Here is a 21,083-nt window from a genome sequence, read left to right on the forward strand (position 1 = left end):
TATTATTTGAAGTTACTCTAGCCACCCGATTTTTACTTAGCAAATGACCAAAATGAAAATAGAAAACCAAGAGTGTAAAAATATCAACTTTGAAAAGTTTGATGATAAAATAGGCATTAATGGATATCATGAATTAATCAGAAACTGTTTTTTTCCAAATAGCACAAAAAACAGTTTTGATATTTCAGGGTTTTCTGCTGAAGAATTTATTTATAGAAAAGGAACTATATTCTCAAGAGTTAGAAAAATCAGTCATGATGATGCTATTAAATTTCATTGTGGCGATATAGAAATTAATGACTTTTATCCGCCTAAACCCACAAAAGTCAACGTACCTATAGGAAGGTTCAATAAGAAAAACAAACCTGTTCTTTATGTTGCTGACAATCCAGAGATTGCAATAAAAGAATGTGATGTCATTGATGGTGATTATTATTTACTTACTTTTCTAAAACTTAGAAAAGATATGTGCTTTCTAAAAATAGGGCAGCATGATACAGATTATCGTTCGCAAATTATTTTTAATTTACTGAGTACAAAAGATAAAAAATTTTACCCTTTAATAAACTTAATTTATTCAGATTTCTTATGCTTTGAAAAGCACCATGGTATTGCATATGACTCCACTAAAGTAACAGAATTACGTGCCGATGGTAATATTAGCAACATAGAATCTACACTTAACATAGCCATCAAAAATGAATATTTTGTCGATGTCGGGTTAGATACATCACTTCTAGCGTACATGCACAATGGTCAGGCTCGCTATCACTCCATATTCACCCCATTAAGCAATAAAAAAAGAAACAAAATAAAATGCATTAATTATCTTGGAAACAAAAAATCATTTATCGATAATTTTATGCAAACAGAGGTTAGAATGCACAACGAAAAGTATAAAAACAAGCTACTTCTGGAGAAGGGTAATTTCCAAAAGTTTGATGAGACCCCAATAAAGTTGACAGTAAAAAACAATTAATAATCATCAATCTTAACTAATTCACTCTGCATCTTCTAGGTGCAGAGTTTCACTCAGATGTAAATAAATGGACGCACAATTTAGGATATATTCCCTTTCTTAGCCCGCAGATGCAGCAGATCGAACTTGAGTAACCCATTTCCAATATAAAAGGGGAATCTGGGACACCCACCTTTCTGAGCAAGCCGTAACTTGGCTAGCTATCTATCGTTAGCCTCACATGCAATCACATAAAAAAATCCCCCGCTCTTTGCAAAAAGGCGGGGGATTTTTTATTTCCTGTTCAACCCATCAACCGAGCAAAAAGGCTCTTAACCGGGCAAACTCCACTGACAGATTGTGGGAAAGGAGCGGCAGCGCGGCGTGCTTGGCAAGGGGCCCGGGCAGCGGCACATCCAGCCCCAGGATCTCGTCCACCGACTCCTTGAACTTGGCCGGATGGGCGGTGCAGAGGAAGACCCCTACTTCATCCTCGACGAGCTGCTCGTTCAGCAGATCCCAGGCGATGGCGCCGTGGGGCTCGCACAGGTAATCCAGCTGGTGCAGGCGTTTTAGGGCATCGCGAGTCTGGGCGTCGTCACGCATCCCTGAGCCCAGGGTCTCCAGCGCCCAGCCCTTGCGGCGGCACAGCTCTTCCACGCGCGGCCAGTTGTTGGGGCGGCTCACGTCCATGGCGTTGGACAGGGTTGCGACCGTCTGGTGCGGCTCCCACTGGCCGGTCTTGAGGTAGCGCGGCACGGTATCGTTGGCGTTGGTGGCGGCGATAAAGCGCTTCACCGGCAGCCCCAGCGCCTTGGCGATCAGGCCCGCGGTGAGGTTGCCAAAGTTGCCGGACGGCACGCTGATGACCGCCTTGGCGCGATCGGCTTTGGGCAACTGGGCCACGGCTTCGAAGTAGTAGCAGACCTGAGCCAGCAAGCGACTGATATTGATGGAGTTGGCGGAGTTCAGACCGATCGCCTTTTTCAGCTCCTCGTCATCGAAAGATTGCTTCACCAGCGCCTGACAGGCATCGAAGTCGCCGTCGATGGCGATGGTGCGAATGTTGCCGCCGAGGGTGCAGAACAGCGCCTCTTGCAACGGGCTTATCTTGCCCTTGGGGTAGAGGATCACCACCTCGATCCCCTCCAGCCCGTAGAAGGCGTGAGCCACGGCGGCGCCGGTGTCGCCGGAGGTGGCGGTGAGGATAGTGATTTTGTCGTTGGTTCTAAAGGCCGCGAGGCACTGGGCCATAAAGCGGCCACCGAAGTCCTTGAACGCCAGGGTCGGGCCGTGGAACAGCTCGAGGGCATAGGTATTGTCTTTGAGTTTCACCAACGGCGCCGGGAAGGTGAAGGCGGCACTGACCAGCTCGTGCACCTTGGGCGCGGGCACTTCGTCCCCCAACAGGTGGCTCAGGATATGTGCCGAGCGCTCGACCAGCGGCAGATCCAGCAGGGCATCCACATCCGCCAGCGGTTCGAGTTGTTCGGGGAAGAAGAGCCCCTGTTCGCGACCCAAGCCCTGACGCACCGCCTGGGCGAAGCTCACCTGTTCACTCTTGTCCTTGATATTGTAAAGATTCATAGCTCGCTTCCTGTTACCCGTGCCCCGGCCATATCGAGTTTGCAAACCCGGGCGAATCCATCTTCATTGCGCACGAAATGCGCTTCCATCCAATCTTTCATCCGCTCGGCCTGGGCCAGATCCTTCATCACCACAAACACGGTGGGACCTGAGCCCGAGATGCCGGTGGCCAGGGCCCCGTTCTGGGCCGCCTGGGCCCGCACCTCGTTGAAGCCTTCGATCAGCGCCGCGCGGTAGGGCTCGGCAATCACGTCTTTCAAGACGCTCGCAGCCAGCGGCTCCTGACCTGTGTAGCTGGCATGGACGAACGCAGCCAGGCGGCGGCCATAGGTGAGGCAGTCCTGACGACGATACTGAGCCGGCAGTATGGCGCGGGCGGCGGCGGTCGAGACCACAGTGCCCGGGTAGCAGACCACCCAGTACCACTCGTCAAACACCGGGATGCCCTGGCTGATAACGCCCCCCTCCTCCACCACCAGCTGCATGCCACCGAGATAACAGGGGGCCACGTTGTCGTAGTGAACGGAGCCGGAGATCTTGCCCTCCATCTCCCCCATCAGCAACAGCAATTCGTGCTCGCTCAATGGGTTACCGTGAAAGGCGTTGAGCCCCTCGAGCGCCGCCACCACGCTGCAGGCACTGGACCCGAGGCCCGATCCCACCGGCAGGCTCTTCTCCAGCACCATCTCAAGCGGCAACATGATCTGACCGCGTTTTTCCAGCGCCTCGCCATAGGCGAGCCAGCAGTCATAGAGGATGTTCTTTTTCGGGTCATCCGGCAGCTTGTGGGCATAGCGGCCCACCGCCGAGAGGGCAAACGGCACTTCTGCCGGTTTGACCTGGACCCTGTCTCCCAACAGGGAACCATCAACGGGGGCGAGCGACGCCCCCAGTACATCGAATCCTACGCTCAAGTTGGCGCTGGAGGCCGGCGCATAGGCCACCACGCTCTCGTTTCGCTTCATCTCTGCGCTCATGCTTACAGCTCCTGCTTCCAGTTCTGGGTGCGCAGCACGTCGGCGAAGACGCCGGCGGCAGTCACCTCGGTACCGGCGCCGTAGCCACGCAACACCAGCGGGATCGGCTGGTAATAGGTAGAGAAGAAGGCGAGCGCGTTCTCCCCGTCTTTTACCTTGAACAGCGGCTCGTCGGCGCCGACCGCCTTGATGGCGACCTTGCACTTGCCACCCTCGATGGAACCCACGTAACGCAGTACCTTGCCTTCACTCTGGGCCAGGGCGAACTGATCGCGGAACCAGCCGTCAGCCTCGGGCAGGCGGGCCATAAAGGCTTCCACGTCGCCGCTGACATCAAAGCCCGGTGGCAGGGCCTGCTCCACTTCCACGTCGGAGAGCTCCAGCGCCATGCCGGCTTCGCGAGCCAGAATGAGCAGCTTGCGCGCCACGTCCATGCCGTTGAGATCGTCGCGGGGATCCGGCTCGGTAAAGCCGTTGCCACGAGCAATCTTGGTCGCCTCGGAGAAGCTCATCCCCTCGTCTAGCTTGCCGAAGATAAAGGAGAGCGATCCGGAGAGGATGCCGTCGAAGGCGCGCAGCTTGTCGCCAGCCTTGATCAGGTTCTGCAGGTTCTCGATGACCGGCAGGCCCGCGCCCACGTTGGTTTCGTAGAGGAACTTGCGGCGAGTCTGGCGGGCGGTGCGGCGCAGCGCCTTGTAGTAATCAAGCGACCCTGTGTTGGCCTTCTTGTTCGGAGTGACCACGTGGAAACCGGCGGCCAGGAAGTCGGCATATTGCACCGCGATGGCTTCACTTGAAGTGCAATCGACGATCACCGGGTTGATAAGGTGGCTGTCTTCCACCAGCTTCTGCACCGCTTCCAGGCTGAAGCTGTCACGGGCTTCCACCAACTGCTCGCGCCAGTTGGCGAGGTTCAGCCCATCCTTGTTGACCGCCATCTGGCGGCTGTTGGCGATGCCCACCACCCGCAGGCCAGTGCCCTGCTCGGCCAGTACCGGCTGCTGGCGCGCGATCTGATCCACCAGGGCGGCGCCGACACCGCCGACTCCGACCACGAACAGATCGATGAACTGCTGGCTGCCAAAGAAGTTCTGGTGACACGCCTTAATGGCCTCCGCCACCTTGCCGGCACGCACCACGGCAGAGATGGAGCGCTCGCTGGAGCCCTGGGCGATGGCGACGATATTGATGGAGGCCTGGGCCAGCGAGGTGAAGAAGCGCGCCGCCATCCCCTTGCTGGTGCGCATGCCGTCACCGATGAGGGAGATGATGGCCAGATCCTGCATGATCTCGAGGGGATCGAGCAGCTGGTTCTTGAATTCCAGCTCGAACTCGCGCTCCAGCACCTTGCGGGTCTTGTCCAGATCGTAGCTGTGGATACAGAAGCTGACACTGTACTCGGAAGATGATTGGGTGATGAGGACGATGCTGACCCCGGCGCGGGAGACGGCGGAGAAGATGCGACCCGCCATGCCCACCATCCCCTTCATGCCGGGGCCGGAGACGTTGAACATGCACATGCCGGAGAGATCCGAGATGGCCTTCACTTTCAGATCATCATCCCCCTGCTCAGCCCCGATCAGGGTGCCCGGCCCCTGGGGATTGAAGCTGTTCTTGATAAGGCAGGGGATGTGGAACTGGGCCACAGGGGCGATGGTTTTCGGGTGCAGCACCTTGGCGCCGAAGTAGGAGAGCTCCATCGCCTCCTTGTAGGAGAGGGTTTTCAGCAGATAGGCATCCGGCACCAAGCGTGGGTCGCAGTTGTAGCAGCCTTCCACGTCGGTCCAGATCTCGCAGCACTCGGCATCGACGCAGGCGGCCAGCACGGCGGCGGAGTAGTCGGAGCCGTTGCGCCCCAGCAGCACGGTTTCCCCCTTGTCGCTGCCACCGGTAAAGCCCGGCATCAGATAGAGACAATCGCTACGCAGTCCCTTGGCGGCAAAGCGCAGGCGGGAGGCTTCGATATCGACATGGGCTTCCAGGTAGCCGCCATCGGTCACCAGCAGCTGCTCCGGCACGATGAGATCCAGCTCGAGGCCGCGCACCCGCAACAGCTCGTGCATAAAGGCGATGGAGAGATTTTCGCCCCGGCTCAGGATGCGAGCCTGCACGTTGTCCGGGCATAGCCCCAGCAGACGGATCCCCTGCATCAGCCGCTCCACCTGATCCAGCTCACCGGTCAGTCGGGCCTGCAGCGCCTTGTCATCCAGCGCCGGGTAAGCCGCCTTCAATCCGGCCAGCAGGCGGGAGAAGATGCCGTTGATTTCAAACAGGGTATTGGTGGCATCCATGCCGCGACTGGTCTGCTCCACCAGGGCCACCAGGTGGTTGGTCACCTTGGCCGGTGCCGACAGCACCAGGGCGACCTGAGACTGGCCATGGGTATTCACCGCGATATCGGCTACCCGTAAAAAACGCTCTGCGTCGGCCAGTGACGAACCGCCAAACTTCAACACTCTCATCGCACTCTCTCCCTGTAATCCCTTGAAAAACGGTATGAAAATAACCCAACAAAAAAGGCCCGTACTGGGTGGGTACGGGCCTTTTCAGATTTCTGTGCTTGTTCGTCAGCGCATCAACCGGCCCCAGTGCCACCTGTGGTGGTACCGGTAATAATGGTGGTGGTGGTGATGTGGCTGAAAAGGGGCATGACGAACTCTCTTGAACGAAGCTGGCTTTTAGCAATACCGCGCCGGGCGCCCGGCTGTCAACCTAAACCTCTTGGCCAAACTTGCGGATCAGGTCTTTGCAGAGCAAATGGAGCATATTCAGATCCCGCTGCGGCAGCATGGGTACCCGGTCCATCACCCATTGATGCAGCTTTTCATCCTGTGAAACTCCGAGTTCACCCAGAATTTCTGCTGTTTTTTGTTTCAGCACGCGAACCTGCCCAACGGTATCCCCTTTTTCTGCTACGGCCTCTGGCCCATCCAGCAGCTGGCTCAGCTCGTAGGCATACAACATGATCGCCTGACCGAGGTTCAACGACGGATACCCTACCTTGAGGGGCAGGTAGCTGATGAGATCGACCTGAGCGAGCTGCTCGTTGGAGAGCCCCGACTCCTCGCAGCCAAATACGATGGCGACCTTGCGAAGCGACGGCTTGGCGCGGATCTGATCGCGAATTTCCGCCGGAGTGAGGTAGTGCTGGTAGCGACCGCGCTGACGGGCTGTGGTGGCGATCACCAGATCCATGTCGGCCAGGGCCTCGGGCAGGGTGTCGAAGGCCTTGGCGTTGGTCAGAATTTCCTGCGCGCCGTGCGCGACCCAGCCCGCTTCTTCCTCTTCGTGCACCCGGCTCGCCACCAGTCGCATGGCATCAAAGCCCATGGTTTTCATGGCGCGCGCGGCAGCCCCCACGTTCGCGGCGCGAGCGGGTGCCATCAGGACAAAATAGAGTTTCATTGGGTTTCCTCTTGGGCCGGGCCGAGCTGCGAAAACAGACGGCAAACAGTCGGTAAAACAGGGGCGCAATCTACCGTTTATCCCCGAAAATTGCCACTTGAACAGACGTTTGAATGTTGCCATAGTGGCCAGACGTGCGCAGAAAACGCGCACCTTTGCCCGCGCTATCGGCCCGACACAGCACAAGGAAGAGAGAGATGCCGCAGCCATTGGAACAGGCCGTCGCCGAGACCATCTTGCAACGCTTCGAGTCGTTTTACAGCCGCTTTCTCGAGATCACCCGCGGCAGCAAGAGCCGCTTCGAGAACAGTGACTGGCTGGGAGTCCAGCTCGCAGGACGGGAGCGGATCCGCCTCTATGATCACCATGTGGGCGCCACCGCCAGCTCCATCCGCCAGATGATGGGGGAGCATCACGCCACCCAGGCGCTGCTCAAACGGGTGAAAGGGGCCTTCAGCGATCTGCTGCCCCACTGCGAGAACTTCGAAGTGGCCGAGTCCTTCTTCAACTCCGTCTATCGCCGGATCTTTCGCCACCGCAACATCCGTGACGAGAACCTCTATATCCACCCGTTTCTCAGCCGGGGGGAGCACCCGGATCTGGGCAGCCTGCTGCGGGTCTATCGCACCGATCTGGCTCATCTGCCGCAGACCCTGAGCCAGCTCTTGGGGGATTACAGCTTCACCCTGCCCTATGAGGACAAACAGCGCGATATTGTCGACATCCACCACCATCTTGCCGAGAACGGTCCGCAAATCCTCCATGAGGAACCCTTCACCATAGAGCTGCTCAAAGAGGTGTTCTATCGCAACAAGGGGGCCTATCTGGTGGGGCTCATCCGGGTGAAGGGACAGGTGTTGCCCTTTATCCTGCCCCTGCTCAGCACGGGCCAGAGCATCTATGTGGATACCGTCATCTTCGAGCCAGCCATCGCCTCCATCGTGTTCGGTTTCGCCCGCGCCTACTTCATGGTCTATGCCCCCGTGCCGGCCCTGTTCGTGATCTTCCTTCGCCAGATCATGCCCCACAAGGCGGACTACGAGATCTACAACGCCATCGGCTGCCAGAAGCACGGCAAGACCGAGCTCTATCGCCACTACCAGCAGCATCTGGCCCAGAGCCGGGAGCAGTTCGTCATCGCCCCTGGCATCAAGGGAATGGTGATGAGCGTGTTTACCCTCCCCTCCTACGACGTGGTGTTCAAGGTGATAAAAGACGAGTTCACCCCCCCCAAGGAGGTGAGCCACGCCCAGGTCAAAGAGAAGTACCGACTGGTGAAGCAGCACGATAGGGTCGGCCGCATGGCCGATACCCAGGAGTTCACCAACTTCGAGTTCCCGCTGGAGCGCATTTCACCGGAGCTCCTGGCCGAGCTCAAGGCGGTTGCCCCCTCGGCGCTCACCCTCACCAGTGACAAGCTGGTGATCAAGCACCTCTACACAGAGCGCAAGATGATCCCCCTCAACCTCTATCTGGACAAGGCGGACGAGCAGCAGACCCGGCTCGCACTGGAGGAGTACGGCAACGCCATCAAACAGCTGGCCGCGGCCAACATCTTCCCGGGGGACATGCTGTTCAAGAACTTTGGCGTGACCCGTCACGGCCGGGTGGTGTTCTACGACTACGACGAGATCTGCTACATGACGGAGTGCAACTTTCGCCAGATCCCGCCGCCGCGCTACCCGGAGGACGAGTGGAGCGCCGAGCCCTGGTACTCGGTGGCACCCAACGACATCTTCCCCGAGGAGTTCGCCACCTTCTTGCTGCAAAAGCCCCAGGTGCGGGAGATCATGATGCAGCTGCACAAGGAGCTGTTCGATGCCAACTACTGGCAAAAACTGCAGGGCAATATCAAGGAGGGGCTGTTCGAGGATGTCTACCCCTACCGGCGCAAGAAGCGTTTCAAATACCAGCGCGGGGGATAACGGGGTAGGCCAGCTCACTGTTCACGGCGATAGCAGAAGGGGGTGGCCATGCCACCCCCTTCTGTTGTCCGGCCATTGACGACGCCTAGCTGCCGCGCCGGCGGATCACCCCTTCCTGCATGGTGCTGGCCACCAGCACCCCATCACGGGTAAAGAACTGGCCGCGTACCAGGCCGCGCCCGCCGCTGGCGCTCGGGCTGTCCACTACGTAGAGCAGCCAGTCATCCAGCCTGAAATCACGGTGGAACCACATGGAGTGGTCGATGGTGGCCACCTGCATGTCCGGCTCCCAGTAGGAGACGCCGTGGGGCTGCAGGGCGGTGAACAGGAAGTGGAAATCGGAGGCATAGGCCAGCAGGTATTTGTGGACCCGCAGATCGTCCGGCATCTGGCCATTGGCCTTGAACCAGACGTGGCGCAGCGGCTCGTGCACATCGGGGCGGATCGGATCGACCAGAGTCACAGGGCGAATTTCGATGGGCTTTTCGCACATGATCTTGTCCCGCAGCGCCGGCGGGATCTGCTGCTCGTAGGGGCGCACCAGCTCCAGTTCACTCTTGAGCTGCTCGGGAGGGGTGATCCCCGCCGGCATCTGCGCCTGGTGCTCGAACCCCTCGGCCTCAATCTGGAACGAGGCGTTGAGATAGAAGATGGGTTTGCCGCCCTGAATGGCCTTGACCCGGCGGGTGGAGACGGTCTGGCCATCGCGGATGTTCTCCACGTCGTAGACGATGGGGCGATTGGCATCGCCGGGGCGCAGGAAGTAGGAGTGGAAACTGTGTACCTGGCGATCGGCGGCGACCGTCTGCTTGGCGGCTGACAAGGCCTGCCCCATCACCTGTCCGCCAAACACGGCCCGCAGGCCGAGATCCTGGCTCTGGCCCCGAAACAGGCCCTCCTCGATTTTCTCGAGCGCCAGCAACGCCAGCAGCTCGTCCAGTACCTTGCTCATGGTTCACTCCTATGTCAGAGCCGCAAAGGCTAACAAGCCCGGCCACGCCGGGCAACCACCCCGGCCCCCACCAGCCACCCGCCCGGCCCCATTAATTCAGCAATCCTGCACATTGAACAATAACGGACGCAGCAGGGACCAACGAAAAGGCCCACCTAAGAGGTGGGCCTTGAAAGTAGTAATTAGGACACCCACATTTTTGAGTAAGCCACTATCAGGCTGCTTGCAGACACAATGAGGGTGAGTGAATTCGAACTGACACCTGCAAAGTCAGCTAGTGAGAGAGATTTTCAGGTTTAGAAAGCAACAGCCCCTACACAGTCATTCACTGAACTGTGTGCAATACCCAGAGCTATCGACAGGGTGAACGCCAAGTAATCAAAGGCGTGGTTGATGGCATCGCCGCTGGCCACAATGGCGAGCAAACTGCTGGCATTGCTCTCTGTCTCCCACCACTCTGATCCCTTGTCGCCTAAACAGCGTCACCTGCTTCAACCAGCAGATAGCATCAAGGCCTAGTCGTTCCAGAATAGGTCCAAGGTGAGCCGGAATATGACCACGCTTGTCGGGCCGAATTGCACGACCTGTCCAATCAACCAACATTAGGTAGTCCGTGAAGGCATAGGGCAATTTTTCAGGCTTCCCCTGGCTGGCAAACGGCAGCAAAAGGGGTGGCAAAACCTCAGTCGTAGCAGGCTCGTCAAGACGCTGCTTGATACTGGTGTAGTCACTCAGCTCTAGCCGCTCGGTCAACGCGGCTCGTATCGGATTGAGGTCAACATACGCCATACAGGCCAGCAAGGCTGATTCGGTGAGCAAAGCCTGACTCTTGAAGCGGCCCTCCCAGAAATGGCCTTTGCAACCGTCTTCCTGATTGGCCTGACGGGCCAGATTTTCATTGAGTAGCCGAATAAACCAACTGATGGAGTGAAGCCGCTCCCGCCATTGGGTCAGCAATTGCTGCACAACTGCCAGTTCAGGCTCGATCAACATCTCCCCTTGATACCAACGCCTAACCAACAGCGGCCACTGGAAAAGCGCAGCCCAGCGCTCAGCCACCTCCCGCTCACTCCAGTTGGCTGCGGTATCGGGCTCCACCTTGAGCACCAGATGATAGTGATTGCTCATCACCGCATAAGCACAAATGCCGATAGCAAACAACCGCGATAGTTGCCCCAACTTGTCGACCACCCACTGACGCCGATGCTCGTAACTCTGGCCTGAATGGGCATCGTCACCACACAGGAAGGCTCGCCGCACACAGCGGCTGACCACGTGGTAGTAAGGCGTATCCTGCAAGCTGATTTGACGTGAACGGGCAATGGTCATGGCGCATCCCTCAACTGTGACCTCTCAAGTCAAGAACAGCACTACGCCACTGTCAAAAAGGTGGGTGTCCCAGATTTCGCATATGAGGGGATGACTAAGCTCCTTATGTGCAAGATATAAAAATCGAATAAACGGTGAGGCTAATATTGGCCTCACTTTGTTATCTTATTTCTCGTTCGCCCGATCACGCCTTGCTAATCGAGCCTACGGGCTTTGACTGGGATTTTATCAATTAAGCTATTGATTTTTAATGAGTGCTCAGGATGCAGCGTTAAAAATCTTTCACACGCAAGACGAACGTAGTGATAGCAAGTTTCTTCACTAACAATGACAGTATCTGCTTCAGAAGGGGGGTAGCCAACGGCAAACTCAACCCCTTCAAAATGCTCACTTTCATCATAACTATTCATATCTGGAAAGTTACAATAAGCGCCACCTGTATTAAAACCATGCCTTTTCACTATGTGCTCAATAACATCTAAGAAATTTCGGCCAGAAAACATGGCATTGAAATACCCTATAATAACTTCATCTAAACCAGCGTACACATCTGACATTTCAAATAGGTTTTTATTCATATCGGCTCCCGAAACAAATCAATTAGGGTGATAATTTCTTACAGTTCCAGTTGATTTATCAACATATATCCTGAAGCTAATCCCATCAACACTAACATTAGCGGCGCCATTAGGACTGTTTAGTGCATCTTTATAGCCCTTAGCAGCAGCCTGTTGCCCAAGCTCCAAAATTTTCTGATCATTAAATATTTTAGGGTCATAGATAGTTTTTGTTTCAGGTGTTGCTTTGTACTCCCCTGTAAGATTCCCAGCACGGTCTTTAGTCGGGATTAAATACCTCACCTCAGTGATGCCATTCACTCCCGTAGGCGTTTCGCTGACAATCTTTACATTGTATTCTTTTGCAGCATCATAAAATGCATTCGCATTGTGTCCGTCAGAAATCCCTGATTTCTGTGTAAATCCATCTACAGTAGCCAGATGCTTTGGCTGATCAATACGAAAGCTAATACCATCGGGATAAGTTACCATCACCACTGTTCAACAGTGCCTTCAGCGCATCAAGGGTTTCTATGGGGCTGCTGGCTGCTTTCACTATCCCTTCAGCCGTTTCATACAGACTGGCAGGTACTCCCGCAGCCATTCCCGCCGCAAAGCTCCCATCCTGTCCCAGATCGATAGCAGCCCATTTAACCCGAGTTTGCAAACAGGCTTGGGGGGTGGTGCAGTTAGACAACTCTTTATCTCTTTGTGCCTTTTGTTGGTGGCTGAGGTTGTTATACCGATGCACCGTCTCCGCCCGGTCAGCGCCAGTATCGAAGTCGTTCTCATCCCCAGTGACGGCTACTGCAGCCAAACCACCCAATACCTTGTTCAAAGCAACCTGGTGCTCGGAATCAGAGAAAACCTGACTGCCCCCGCAGGAAACTTGCCACCGGTGCCACTGACCATGGCGTTCTTATTCTAGGTATGGGCCATCACCCAGGATAGGCACCAACTGAGCCAGATAAAGGGTCACGACACTGATAGATGTATATACAACAATCTTCTCCAATAAATATCCACTACTAATAGCTACTATTTATTCCTCTCAACTCATCACCAACGACTTGAAAAAGAGAGCTCTAACGCCGCCATGATAAAAATTTCGACCTAACTATCGAACATATTAAAAGCAGAAGAAAGACACCACTAAGCGATACTCCATACATTGCACCTTTCTCTGCAAATGAAATTAACAACGACCATGACAGATTCAATTTACGTCCATAGACGATGAATGTAAAGAAATTTACAGAAATATAAATAACACCGCCAATAATGGAAAATATAATTGGCGGACATAGAAAAAAAACACTCCAGAAAAATACCTCACCAGTCAGCCTCTTTTAATTCACCTTCAAAAAACTTGGTTGATAGCTCCGATGAAATGGAACCACCTGCATTTCCAAAAGAACTCGGAATAATACTTTCCGGTTTGTTCTTTTGTATAGTCAAACCTATGTCAATGAACTCATATTTTACACCATTTTGGTTCACGTTAAATAAATTTTTTGCCAATGGCTCAACGAATTTACCGGCTCAATATCCAGTACCAGCTCCCAAAGAACTCGCGAAACCACCGACAAGTGGATCTTCTCCTTTCAAATGGCTCGTATAAGCTCCACCTGCAGCATTGACAGCTACAGTTGGCCAGAAGCTACAACCTGCTGTACCTGCACTTAATTAAGTAGAAAATACAACCTCGCCCACATCAACTTTACTTAAGTCACCTTTATTATCCCACAGCTCAAACCCAAATTTGGCACCTCCCCCTATTCCCCCCGCAGCTAGCAACTCTGATGGAAGCAGGGGAAAGCTCACTAATCCCAAACCAGCAATCATCATTTTTTTACATTCTGCCGATTCACCACAAGTCTTGTATTGATTTCTTTTAGCCTCCATCAACTTGGCAAATTGTTCAGGATCGCGCGCTTTCAGCGCGGCTAACGTATGTGCCATCGCATTGTACCGATGCACCGTCTCCGCCCGGTCAACGCCAGTATCGAAGTCGTTCTCATCCCCAGTGACGGCCACTGCCGCCAACCCACCCAACACCTTATTGAGCGCGACCTGATACTCCTCGTTACCGCCAAAGGCACTCAAGCTCCAGTTACTAGCAAGTTCCGACATGGCACCGCCTGCCGCTCCCGCAGCAAACTTGCCGCCTGTTATCTCGGCAATGGCGCCGCTGGTCACCCCATGGGCGGCGATTTTCCCTGCCTCTGCCAACGGGCTGTTGGCAGCATCGAATTTAATGCCTTGATCCCCTATCCAGTTGGCCGTGGCTTTACCCACTTCCCCCTGAATATTGGATAACAGGCTGGCTTTAAAAGTGCAATTACTGGGACAGCCATCTTTCTGACAAAGGCATAACATCACCAGCATATCCGATAGGAGCCGCTGCCGAACACTGAAAAAAAGCCCGCACCATGGGGTGCGGGCTTTGATAACTGCTGGTGGCACCGGTAGCTGACGGGTCACCTGCGCCATGGCGGGCGCTTATTTGCTGCCGGTACCCGAGTTGCGGGTAGAGGAGGTCGGCTTGCGACGGGCGGTGGTGGCGCGGGCGCGCGGCTCCTTGCCCTGCATCTCCTTGTGGCGCTTAACGGCGCGGCGGATCTGGGCGGCCTGCTTGTGACGGCTGCTCTTGCCATCCTGCTGCAGATCGACCTTGGATTCGGTCTCCGGCGGCAGATTGACCAGGCCGCGCAGGTAGTTCACTTCGGGCAGTTTTAGTTCCTGCCAGCCACCGCGCGGGATGCCGCGATCCAGCTTCACATCGCCGTAGCGGATCCGCATCAGGCGGCTCACCTGCACTTCCTGGGATTCCCACAGGCGGCGCACTTCACGGTTGCGCCCCTCGGTCAGGGTGACGTTGAACCACTGGTTCAGCCCCTCGCCGCCGGCCGGCTTGATCTTGTTGAACTTGGCCATGCCGTCTTCCAGCTGGACGCCCTTGCGCAGGCGCTGCAGCATGGCTTCGGTGATCTCACCGAAAACACGCACCGCGTATTCCCGCTCCACTTCGTGGCTCGGGTGCATCAGGCGGTTGGCCAGTTCACCGTCAGTGGTGAACAGCAACAGACCGGAGGTGTTGACGTCGAGGCGGCCGACCGCAATCCAGCGGGCCCCTTCCATCTTGGGCAGACGATCAAACACGGTGGGACGACCTTCCGGATCGTGACGGGTACACATCTCCCCTTCCGGCTTGTGGTAAGCCAGCACGCGGCAGATCACTTCCTCTGCGGCACGGGTCTTGACCTGGTGACCATCCACCCGGATCACGGCGTTCACTTCGACGCGATCCCCCAGCGTGGCGACCTTGCCATCCACACTGACCCGACCTGCGGTGATCAGGGCCTCCATCTCACGACGGGAGCCGTGACCCGCGCGGGCCAACACTTTTTGCAGTTTTTCACTCATCGGGGTTACCTGATTGTTGATCGCTGCCCACCGGCATGGGGGCAACGGTTGTCACTGTGGCGGGGCCCTTCGGGCAGTCCGCCACCGTTTGCATGATTAAGAGACCCGGTCAGCATTTTTGTCGCCGACATCAGGCTCGCTCCCCTCATCCACCATGGTGGCCAACGAGGGTTGCAGTTCGGGATCCAGCTCGGGGAGCTGCTCCAGACTCTGCAGGTTGAAATAGTCCAGAAATGCCCGGGTGGTGGCAAGCAGCTCGGGGCGCCCCACCACCTCCTTGTGGCCGATGCTGCGCACCCAGCCACGATCCTTGAGCGTGTTCACTATCTGGCTCGACACCGCCACCCCGCGGATCGCTTCGATCTCGGCCCGGGTGATGGGTTGACGATAGGCGATCAGCGTCAGCGTCTCCATCACGGCGCGCGAATAGCGCGGGGCCCGCTCGCTCCACAGGCGCGAAAGCTCCTCGGCGTAATCCTGGCGGGCCTGAAAGCGCCAGCCGGAGGCGACCTCCTTGAGCTCCACTCCACGCTCGCTGTAATCCTGCTTGAGCTCCGCCAGCAGCAGCTGCACGTAGCGGGTGGTGACAGGATAGTCGGCCAGCACGCTGTTTTTCAGCTCGCTGATGTTGAGCGGGCGCCCGGCAACGAACAGCGCCGCTTCGATCAGCGTCTTGAGTCGTTCAGTGGGCAGCGCCACGGTTGCCCTCCTCGCTCTGCTCGGCCAACGCGAAATGGAGCTTGTCCCAGCGGCGCTGGCTACCGCTGAGCAAACAGGGCGCGAGCTCAATGGGTCTGTTCACTTGTCACGCTCTCTTCTGCCGCCAACGCGAAATGGATTGGACCCAGTGGTTCTGCCTGCAGGATCCAGATCAGTTGTTCCTTGCACAGCTCCAGCAGGGCCAGAAACGTCACCAGTACCCCCATGCGCCCCTCTTCGGCCCGCAGCACCTGTTCAAGCCGCAGGGTCTGGCCCAGGGAGAGCATGGCGAGGATCTCCGCCATCCGCACCCGGGTCGGGATCTGCTCACGGCGGATCTGGTGATGTTCAAAATGAGTCGCGCGTTTTACCACACTTTGCATGTAAAGGGCGAGCTCAACCAGCGAAACATCGGGAGTCAACGGCTTGAGGGAGCCAAAATCCGGCGGCAGAGCGGCGGCGATGAAGATCTCCCGCTCCACCCTGGGCAGCGCGTCCACCCGCTCGGCGCCGACCTTGTAGCGTTCGTACTCCTGCAGGCGACGGATCAGGGTCACGCGGGGATCTTCCCCCTCCTCATCATCTTCCAGCTCGGGCGCCTTGGGCAGCAGCAGGCGAGATTTTATCTCCGCCAGCCAGGCCGCCATCAGCAGGTATTCGGCCGCCAGCTCCAGATTGAGCCCCTGCATCAGCTCCACGTACTCCATGTACTGGGCGGTGATCTGCAGGATAGGCAGGTTGAGGATGTCGAGCTGCTGGCGCCGGATGAGATAGAGCAAGAGATCGAGCGGCCCCTCGAAGGTATCGAGGAACACCTCCAGCGCATCGGGCGGAATGAACAGATCCTGGGGCAGCTCGTGATAGGGCTGCCCCAGGACTTTCGCGATGGGGGTGAGGGCTGCAGCCCCCTCCCCCGTCTCGCCGGGAATGGTCGTGGCCGTCACGGACACGGGTTCAGCGGTCTCACTCAAACGGAATCGGATCCCCGGCACCGCGACGACGCAGCACGGGTTCGTCGTCGGAGAAGTCCACTACCGTGGTGGGCTGCTCGCCCAGATAACCGCCGTTGACCACCAGATCCACCTGCTTGCCCAGCTTGTCGAAGATCTCCTCGGGGTCGAACTCCGCCATCTCGGAATCGGGCAGGATCAGGGTAGTGGAGAGCAGCGGCTCACCGAGGGCTTCGAGCAGCGCCTGGGCGATCTTGTTGTCCGGTACCCGGATGCCGATGCTCTTCTTCTTCTCGTTCATCAGGCGGCGCGGCACCTCCTTGGTGGCCTTGAAGATGAAGGTGTAGGCGCCCGGGGTGTTGTTCTTGATCAGGCGAAACGCGCTGTTGTCCACCTTGGCGTAGGTGGCGATCTCGGAGAGATCCCGGCACACCAGGGTGAAGTCGTGGTTGGGATCGATGCGACGGATGCGACAGATACGCTCCAGCGCCCCCTTGTCACCCATCTGGCAGCCCAGGGCATAGCCGGAATCGGTGGGATAGACGATGACACCGCCGTTTTGCAGAATTTGCACCGCCTGGCTGACGAGACGCGCCTGGGGGTTTTCCGGATGTACGTAAAAGTGCTGACTCATAACATGTTCTCGCAATGGGGGCAGCAACATCTGCCCGCTTGATGGTCATGGACGCAACCCCATGACACTACCTTAATCTGTTTGGTGTTGCGGCGCCCGCTTCATTAACGGCTGGCCAACAGGCCGGCATGCTCCTCGGCGCTCAGGCCGAAGTGGCCGGGATAGACCAGCCAGAGCGGCGTGCCCTCCTTGGGCAGCCAGAGGTGGCGACCCAACTCGGTCCAGTTGGAGGGGAAGTGAAAATCGGACCCCACCGAGATATAGAGATCCTGATCTTTGGCCCACTGGCCGAGATTGGCCCGCTCCTGGGGGCTCTGCTGGGGCAGCGAGACCTCCATGGCGTCCCCCCCAGCGGCCTTGAAGGCCACCAGCAGCCGCTTGATCCACTTGGCGGTAAGATCGTAGCGGCTCGGGTGGGCCAGCACCGCCAGGCCGCCGGCGTCGTGAATGACGGCGATGGCATCGCGCATCTCGGGCCACTCGGCCGGCACATAGCCCTTGTTGCCGCGGCTCAGGTACTTTTTGAATACCTTTTGCATGTTGTCGGCCACCCCGCGCGCCATCAGCACCCGGGCGAAGTGGGCCCGGGTCACGGCGGCGTCGCCGGCCAGTTGTTTGGCCTCTTCATAGGTACCGGGGATGAGGCACTTCTCCAGACGGCGCCCGATCTCCTCGGCACGGGCCTCGCGACGAGCCTGTTGCCCGCGCAAAAATTCCACCAGACGTGAATTTTTTTCATCCACGCCCAGGGCCACGATATGGATCTCGTGGTGCTCCCAGCTGGTGGAGATCTCGACCCCGCTCACCAGCCGCAGCGGCAGTTGCTCGGCGGCGATGGTCTGGCGCACCTCATCAAGCCCGGCAAGGGTATCGTGGTCAGTAACTGCTAACACCGCTACCTCTTTTTCGGCGGCGCGGCGCACCAGATCGGCCGGGCTCAGCACCCCGTCGGAGGCCGTGGTATGGCAATGAAGATCGAATATCATCAGATTATTCCGCTCTCGTGGTCAGGTCACTGTTTGTAGTAATTCGGTGAAAGAAGGCTAAAAAGCGACTTGACTTGGCCGCGGCTTTATCGTTTTCTGTAGGCACTTCATTGCAAACATCTTTTTACAGGAATTTATCATGCAAACGACTTCCATCCTGACCATTTGGTGGTGGCACACTCCCTGACATGCGGGCGTGTGGTCGTTGCTGTACCTGTAATCTGACAGCAAACAAAGAACCAAAGAAAAAGCCCGCTGACCCCAGCGGGCTTTTTTATTATCCGGCAAATGGACCTGTGATGAAACCGAGAATTCCGACAAGCATACCGACCTGGCGATGGCGTCCCTGACAAGCGCAACCAGACCCCTTCAATTTCAAAGGCATTTTTAAAGGTATTAGACGTCATGAACATCGGTAACACGCATCACATGCAAGGGAACGCACTATGACAGCCACGTATCGCCTGCCACTGGGTGAATTCGATACCCTCAAGTTAAACGCCCCCTATGTGGCCGACCCGCTGGCGCTCTACAGCCAGCTCTGTCAGGGCCGCCCCAACAACCTGCTGCTGGAATCGGTGGAGATCGACTCCAAGGCGGGCAAACAGAGTCTGCTGCTGGTGGATGCCTGCCTGCGCATCGAGTGTCGTGGCCGCACCGTGCGGGTACGCAGCCTCAATGACAACGGCGTCCAGCTGCAGCGCCTGCTGAGCGAGCGCCTCAGCACTGTCATCAAACAGAGCGAGGTGGCTGGCGAGCTGCAACTCGACTTCCCGGCATCGGATCGGGCGCTTGATGAAGACAGCCGTCTCAAGGGCACCAGCGTGCTGGACGTGCTGCGCACCCTGCAGCAAGAGCTTGAGTGCGAGCAGGGCAAAGAGGCGCTCTTTATGGCGGGCAGTTTTGCCTACGACCTCATCGCCTCTTTTGAAGATCTACCGGAGGTCCCCGAGGGGAGCAACGACTGCCCCGACTACTGCTTTTATGTGGCCGAGACACTCATCACCATCGACCATATCGATCGCACCACGGCGCTGCTCGCCTGCATCTTTGGCGGCAACAGCGACGAGCGCGAGCTGGATGAGCGCTACAACCGCCTGAGCGATCGCCTCGAGCAGTTCAAGCTGGCCTGCCAGCAGGCGGCCGAGCGGGCACTCGCTCCCCAGCCCCCGGTCGAGGGCATTCATGGCGGCATGCTGGTGGACAAGAGCGACAAGCAATTCTGCGCCGAGGTGGAGAAGCTCAAGGGCTTTATCCGCCGCGGCGACATCTTCCAGGTGGTACCGTCACGCTGCTTCTCCCTGCCCTGCCCCAGCCCCGTCGCCGCCTATCGCCGCCTCAAGCAGACCAACCCCAGCCCCTACATGTTCTACGTGCAGGATGAGGGCTTCACCCTGTTTGGCGCCTCCCCCGAGAGTGCGGTGAAATTCTGCGCTACCAGTCGCGATGTCGAGATGTACCCCATTGCCGGCACCCGCCGCCGCGGCTTCAATCCGGATGGCACCATCAACCGGGATCTCGATGGCCGCATCGAGCTGGAACTGCGTCAGGATGAAAAAGAGGTGGCCGAGCACCTGATGCTGGTGGATCTGGGCCGCAACGACATTGCCCGCATCTCGGAGCCGGGCACCCGCTACGTCAAGGAGCTGCTTAAAGTGGATCGCTACAGTCACGTGATGCACCTGGTCTCCAAGGTGGTCGGCACCTTGCGCGCCGACCTTGACGCCCTGCACGCCTATCAGGCCTGCATGAACATGGGCACCCTCACCGGCGCACCCAAGATCCGCGCCAGCGAGCTCATTCGCATGGTGGAAGGCAAGCGCCGCGGCAGCTACGGCGGCGCCGTGGGTTATCTGAACGGCGCAGGTGAGATGGATACCTGCATCGTGATCCGTTCGGCCTTCGTCAAAGAGGGCGTGGCCCATGTGCAGGCCGGCGCCGGCGTGGTCTATGACTCCAAACCCCAGGCCGAGGCGGACGAGACCCGCGCCAAGGCGGCTGCCGTGCTGGCCGCCATCGCAGCCAGCCATGGCACTTCCCTGCAAGCCCTGAGCGCCCAGCAGGAACAACACAAGGACGTGAGTCATGACTAACATCTTCCTGCTCGATAACTTCGATTCGTTTACCTACAACCTCGTCGACCAGTTCCGCTCCCTCGGCTATCCGGTGCGGATCTACCGCAACAGCCTGCCGGCGAGCCGCATCATGAGCGAGATCGCCGCCTGCGAGGGTGACGCCGTGCTGGTGCTCTCGCCGGGGCCGGGCGCCCCCCATGAGGCGGGTTGCCTCATCGACCTCATCAAGCTGGCCCGCGGCCAAGTGCCCATCCTCGGCATCTGCCTCGGTCATCAGGCGCTGTGCGAAGCCTACGGCGGCACCGTCGGCGCGGCAGGCGAAATCGTCCACGGCAAGCGCTCTTTGATTGAGCACAACGGTCACGGCGCCTTCGCCGGTCTGACGAGCCCGCTGCCAGTGGCCCGTTACCACTCGCTGGTCGCCACCTATGTGCCGGACGAGCTGACGGTGATTGCCCACTATCAGGGCATGCCCATGGCCATCGAGCAGGCGGACGAACGGGTGCTGGGCTTTCAGTTCCACCCGGAATCCATCATGACCTCGGAAGGGGCCCGCCTGCTGACCCAGGCCCTCGCCCATATCACCCGTCCCGAAAGCAGCGTGCGTTAAGGTAAGGAAGACC

The 21,083-nt window shown here is 57.4% G+C and carries 19 protein-coding genes and 1 other annotated feature; of the genes, 4 read left to right on the plus strand and 15 right to left on the minus strand.

Translation table 11 applies throughout. The annotated features are described in order from the left end of the window. Positions 1–52: 52 nt before the first annotated feature. Complete coding sequence (locus LA321_RS00185; RefSeq protein WP_167335340.1) at positions 53–979, plus strand: RES domain-containing protein; 927 nt, start codon at positions 53–55, stop codon at positions 977–979. A gap of 291 nt (positions 980–1,270) precedes the next feature. Here the strand turns inward: LA321_RS00185 and thrC are convergent, their stop codons facing one another. The 4 genes from thrC to LA321_RS00205 form a co-directional block, all read right to left on the minus strand. Further along, positions 1,271–2,545: a threonine synthase gene (gene thrC, locus LA321_RS00190; RefSeq protein ID WP_042072900.1), complete on the minus strand. Its 1,275-nt coding sequence runs from the start codon at positions 2,543–2,545 to the stop codon at positions 1,271–1,273. Beyond that, a complete protein-coding gene (gene thrB / locus LA321_RS00195) occupies positions 2,542–3,510 on the minus strand; it encodes a homoserine kinase (RefSeq protein ID WP_407929458.1) in 969 nt (322 codons plus the stop codon). Before thrB ends, thrC begins: the two co-directional genes overlap by 4 nt. A gap of 14 nt (positions 3,511–3,524) precedes the next feature. Beyond that, a complete protein-coding gene (gene thrA, locus LA321_RS00200; protein WP_042072903.1) occupies positions 3,525–5,984 on the minus strand; it encodes a bifunctional aspartate kinase/homoserine dehydrogenase I in 2,460 nt (819 codons plus the stop codon). 48 nt (positions 5,985–6,032) lie between these two features. Further along, positions 6,033–6,165: a sequence feature (Thr leader region), on the minus strand. A gap of 69 nt (positions 6,166–6,234) precedes the next feature. Then, complete coding sequence (locus tag LA321_RS00205; protein ID WP_042072905.1) at positions 6,235–6,927, minus strand: tRNA/rRNA methyltransferase; 693 nt, start codon at positions 6,925–6,927, stop codon at positions 6,235–6,237. 197 nt (positions 6,928–7,124) lie between these two features. On the opposite strand from LA321_RS00205, the gene aceK reads away from it, so the two are divergent. Beyond that, a complete protein-coding gene (gene aceK / locus LA321_RS00210) occupies positions 7,125–8,852 on the plus strand; it encodes a bifunctional isocitrate dehydrogenase kinase/phosphatase (protein WP_042072907.1) in 1,728 nt (575 codons plus the stop codon). 85 nt (positions 8,853–8,937) lie between these two features. On the opposite strand, the gene tesB is transcribed toward aceK, so the two are convergent. From tesB to rnm, 11 genes are all read right to left on the minus strand, one after another. Beyond that, on the minus strand, positions 8,938–9,804 hold the full coding sequence (tesB, locus tag LA321_RS00215) for an acyl-CoA thioesterase II (protein WP_042072908.1): 867 nt from the start codon (positions 9,802–9,804) through the stop codon (positions 8,938–8,940). A 378-nt stretch (positions 9,805–10,182) separates the two neighbouring features. Continuing rightward, on the minus strand, positions 10,183–11,133 hold the full coding sequence (locus LA321_RS00220; RefSeq protein ID WP_042072909.1) for a transposase: 951 nt from the start codon (positions 11,131–11,133) through the stop codon (positions 10,183–10,185). A 194-nt stretch (positions 11,134–11,327) separates the two neighbouring features. Next, positions 11,328–11,711 (minus strand): ribonuclease toxin immunity protein CdiI, encoded by a 384-nt coding sequence (cdiI, locus tag LA321_RS00225; RefSeq protein WP_082043454.1) that lies wholly within the window; start codon positions 11,709–11,711, stop codon positions 11,328–11,330. 18 nt (positions 11,712–11,729) lie between these two features. Further along, positions 11,730–12,182 carry a CdiA family toxin C-terminal domain-containing protein gene (locus LA321_RS00230; RefSeq protein WP_082043455.1) on the minus strand — a complete coding sequence of 151 codons (453 nt, stop codon included), beginning with the start codon at positions 12,180–12,182 and terminating at the stop codon, positions 11,730–11,732. Further along, the gene (locus LA321_RS00235) at positions 12,157–12,528 is read right to left on the minus strand and encodes a hypothetical protein (protein WP_156141167.1); all 372 of its coding nucleotides are present in this window, start codon (positions 12,526–12,528) and stop codon (positions 12,157–12,159) included. Before LA321_RS00235 ends, LA321_RS00230 begins: the two co-directional genes overlap by 26 nt. Before the next feature lie 848 nt (positions 12,529–13,376). Further along, complete coding sequence (locus LA321_RS00240) at positions 13,377–14,183, minus strand: DUF637 domain-containing protein (RefSeq protein WP_042072913.1); 807 nt, start codon at positions 14,181–14,183, stop codon at positions 13,377–13,379. A 9-nt stretch (positions 14,184–14,192) separates the two neighbouring features. Further along, positions 14,193–15,116, minus strand: coding sequence for a 23S rRNA pseudouridine(2605) synthase RluB (gene rluB / locus LA321_RS00245; protein WP_042072915.1), 924 nt, complete (start codon positions 15,114–15,116; stop codon positions 14,193–14,195). 96 nt (positions 15,117–15,212) lie between these two features. Further along, a complete protein-coding gene (gene scpB, locus LA321_RS00250) occupies positions 15,213–15,815 on the minus strand; it encodes an SMC-Scp complex subunit ScpB (RefSeq protein WP_042027635.1) in 603 nt (200 codons plus the stop codon). Positions 15,816–15,901: 86 nt separating this feature from the next. Next, complete coding sequence (locus LA321_RS00255; protein WP_042072916.1) at positions 15,902–16,786, minus strand: segregation and condensation protein A; 885 nt, start codon at positions 16,784–16,786, stop codon at positions 15,902–15,904. Further along, positions 16,779–17,399 carry an L-threonylcarbamoyladenylate synthase gene (locus LA321_RS00260; protein ID WP_042072917.1) on the minus strand — a complete coding sequence of 207 codons (621 nt, stop codon included), beginning with the start codon at positions 17,397–17,399 and terminating at the stop codon, positions 16,779–16,781. Before LA321_RS00260 ends, LA321_RS00255 begins: the two co-directional genes overlap by 8 nt. A 104-nt stretch (positions 17,400–17,503) precedes the next feature. Continuing rightward, positions 17,504–18,385 (minus strand): RNase RNM, encoded by an 882-nt coding sequence (gene rnm, locus LA321_RS00265; protein WP_042072919.1) that lies wholly within the window; start codon positions 18,383–18,385, stop codon positions 17,504–17,506. Between the two features lie 446 nt (positions 18,386–18,831). Between rnm and LA321_RS00270 the strand changes: the two genes are divergently transcribed. Together LA321_RS00270 and LA321_RS00275 are read left to right on the plus strand one after the other, a co-directional pair. Continuing rightward, positions 18,832–20,478 (plus strand): anthranilate synthase component 1, encoded by a 1,647-nt coding sequence (locus tag LA321_RS00270; RefSeq protein ID WP_042072921.1) that lies wholly within the window; start codon positions 18,832–18,834, stop codon positions 20,476–20,478. Further along, positions 20,471–21,070, plus strand: a complete 600-nt coding sequence (locus LA321_RS00275) for an aminodeoxychorismate/anthranilate synthase component II (protein ID WP_042072922.1) — start codon at positions 20,471–20,473, stop codon at positions 21,068–21,070. The genes LA321_RS00270 and LA321_RS00275 overlap by 8 nt, the downstream gene beginning before the upstream one ends. Positions 21,071–21,083: the final 13 nt, after the last annotated feature.

The organism is Aeromonas enteropelogenes, from assembly GCF_020097295.1.
Taxonomy (GTDB): Bacteria; Pseudomonadota; Gammaproteobacteria; order Enterobacterales; family Aeromonadaceae; genus Aeromonas; species Aeromonas enteropelogenes.

Coding starts and splice junctions, on each gene's coding strand:
- LA321_RS00185 (WP_167335340.1), top strand. CDS start 53: ATGAAAATAGAAAACCAAGAGTGTAAAAATATCAACTTTGAAAAGTTT.
- thrC (WP_042072900.1), bottom strand. CDS start 2,545: ATGAATCTTTACAATATCAAGGACAAGAGTGAACAGGTGAGCTTCGCC.
- thrB (WP_407929458.1), bottom strand. CDS start 3,510: ATGAAGCGAAACGAGAGCGTGGTGGCCTATGCGCCGGCCTCCAGCGCC.
- thrA (WP_042072903.1), bottom strand. CDS start 5,984: ATGAGAGTGTTGAAGTTTGGCGGTTCGTCACTGGCCGACGCAGAGCGT.
- LA321_RS00205 (WP_042072905.1), bottom strand. CDS start 6,927: ATGAAACTCTATTTTGTCCTGATGGCACCCGCTCGCGCCGCGAACGTG.
- aceK (WP_042072907.1), top strand. CDS start 7,125: ATGCCGCAGCCATTGGAACAGGCCGTCGCCGAGACCATCTTGCAACGC.
- tesB (WP_042072908.1), bottom strand. CDS start 9,804: ATGAGCAAGGTACTGGACGAGCTGCTGGCGTTGCTGGCGCTCGAGAAA.
- LA321_RS00220 (WP_042072909.1), bottom strand. CDS start 11,133: ATGACCATTGCCCGTTCACGTCAAATCAGCTTGCAGGATACGCCTTAC.
- cdiI (WP_082043454.1), bottom strand. CDS start 11,711: ATGAATAAAAACCTATTTGAAATGTCAGATGTGTACGCTGGTTTAGAT.
- LA321_RS00230 (WP_082043455.1), bottom strand. CDS start 12,182: ATGGTAACTTATCCCGATGGTATTAGCTTTCGTATTGATCAGCCAAAG.
- LA321_RS00240 (WP_042072913.1), bottom strand. CDS start 14,183: ATGGCGCAGGTGACCCGTCAGCTACCGGTGCCACCAGCAGTTATCAAA.
- rluB (WP_042072915.1), bottom strand. CDS start 15,116: ATGAGTGAAAAACTGCAAAAAGTGTTGGCCCGCGCGGGTCACGGCTCC.
- LA321_RS00260 (WP_042072917.1), bottom strand. CDS start 17,399: ATGAGTCAGCACTTTTACGTACATCCGGAAAACCCCCAGGCGCGTCTC.
- rnm (WP_042072919.1), bottom strand. CDS start 18,385: ATGATATTCGATCTTCATTGCCATACCACGGCCTCCGACGGGGTGCTG.
- LA321_RS00270 (WP_042072921.1), top strand. CDS start 18,832: ATGACAGCCACGTATCGCCTGCCACTGGGTGAATTCGATACCCTCAAG.
- LA321_RS00275 (WP_042072922.1), top strand. CDS start 20,471: ATGACTAACATCTTCCTGCTCGATAACTTCGATTCGTTTACCTACAAC.